Genomic DNA, 1584 nt, shown 5'->3' with positions numbered 1-1584 from the left:
CGTTGATGAATTTCATACTTAAATGTACAAAAAATCAACGAGTTGCGCAAGTTATTTGAGCGATTTTTAATACAAATAAATTTATGGGGAAGAAGAGAGGTTATTAGACAGTTTGACGTTCCCGCGCTACAAGCAGTTTGGGATTAAATTAAGCCCATTCTTCGGATTTGCCAAATCTTCCAGATACAAACCTATTTTTCCATTAAGCCAAATCCCCAAATTGCTTGTAGCGTGTGTTAGCTGTGGTTTATTTAATTAGGAAATCTTTAATGGCTCTTATTATTAATATAAATTCTCCATCTTTCTTTATGACATAAGTATTTGCCAATTCTGCTTGAATTGCGTGAAGGCGTTCTATATCATCTTTCTCAAAATAAGAAATAGTTACTTTTGGTAATTCCATCTCTCGTTTCTTCCTTACTTTATTTGGGATATTAGAAGATAATACTCTTTTATAAACTACATGCTCATTGTTTTCAGTAAGTACTTCAAAACCAATGTTTTTTTCTTTGACTTTACTCATGTTAATTTATTTTTTGATTGTTTCTTAAAGTTATTGTATCATAAATTCCATCTGCAACCCCCGAAATTATGGCGACATCATATTTTTCGTCAAAAACATCTTTGGTATTGCAGTCTATGCAAATAAAACCAATACATTCGAAATTTTTAGATTTTGAATCCCAAAGATGTGGTATTAATGGATACACTAATTCACTCTCGTATGGAAGTTTTCCGTTTTCGTATGAATCTTTACTGGTGTTTTCATAATCAGCACTAAAGGAAATATTATTGTTCAAATAATAAAGTTGTTCTTTGTTTTCTTTTAAAATATTATTTAATATTTTTTGGTATGCTGTATTTCCAATAATTGTATGGTTTAACTTTTGATAATCGTTAGTATCTCTAATTTTTGTAGCAACTGAATCTCTACAAAGATTAATTACTTTTGTTGATTCATTTACATGACCTTTTACAGGAACTTTAATTGAAACAGAACATTTGTTTTTTGTCTTTTTGTCAAATATAACTTTTAAGTTGTTGCAAAAAATAACCATAGTCTCAATAAAATCCTTATCTTCAATTTGGTCAAATTTTCTTAATGAATGAATTTTTGAAAATGAATCTCTAAGTAATATTATAGCATCCCCGTAAACAGATTCTTTATACGTATAATGAATTAATTGAATAACATTAATTGAAAAAAACAATAAATATCTAATTAAAAAAATTATCAAAAGTATTGAGATTCCAATGTAAATTGAATTCTCTACTGTGGTGTTAAAAAAATTTTTCCCCAATAATAAGAGTCCAAATAGTGTACTGGCGCTTCCAATCAACCATTTCCATAAATTACCTGTAAATGTACTTTTCCAACTTAATAGTAATATTTTTCCTAACGATTCCTTCTTCATTTACAATTTTATGTTATTAAATTCTATTTCTCTGCGGTTAAATCACAGCTAACGTTCCCGCGCTACAAGCAGTTTGGGACTAAATTAAGCCCTATTTTCGGATTTGCCAAATCATCCAAATACAAAACCAATTTTAAATTAAGCGTAATACCCAAATTGCTTGTAGCGT

At 28.9% G+C, this 1584-nt stretch carries 2 protein-coding genes; both read right to left on the bottom strand.

All coding sequences use genetic code 11. The features are described 5' to 3' along the window. Positions 1-247: 247 nt before the first annotated feature. Positions 248-523, bottom strand: a complete 276-nt coding sequence (locus ACP7AT_RS15745) for a hypothetical protein (protein ID WP_426065392.1) — start codon at positions 521-523, stop codon at positions 248-250. A gap of 1 nt (position 524) precedes the next feature. Next, positions 525-1415, bottom strand: coding sequence for a hypothetical protein (locus ACP7AT_RS15740; RefSeq protein WP_426065391.1), 891 nt, complete (start codon positions 1413-1415; stop codon positions 525-527). Between the last annotated feature and the right edge of the window lie 169 nt (positions 1416-1584).

The sequence above is a fragment of the Flavobacterium sp. DSP2-3-1 genome (genome assembly GCF_049896865.1).
Lineage (GTDB): Bacteria > Bacteroidota > Bacteroidia > Flavobacteriales > Flavobacteriaceae > Flavobacterium.
Note: the sequence above shows the minus strand (reverse complement) of the source record. Positions and strands in the feature narration are given on the sequence as shown.

What these genes read in the sequence shown, in the direction of transcription:
- ACP7AT_RS15745 (WP_426065392.1), bottom strand. Translation starts at nt 523, where the DNA reads ATGAGTAAAGTCAAAGAAAAAAACATTGGTTTTGAAGTACTTACTGAA.
- ACP7AT_RS15740 (WP_426065391.1), bottom strand. Translation starts at nt 1,415, where the DNA reads ATGAAGAAGGAATCGTTAGGAAAAATATTACTATTAAGTTGGAAAAGT.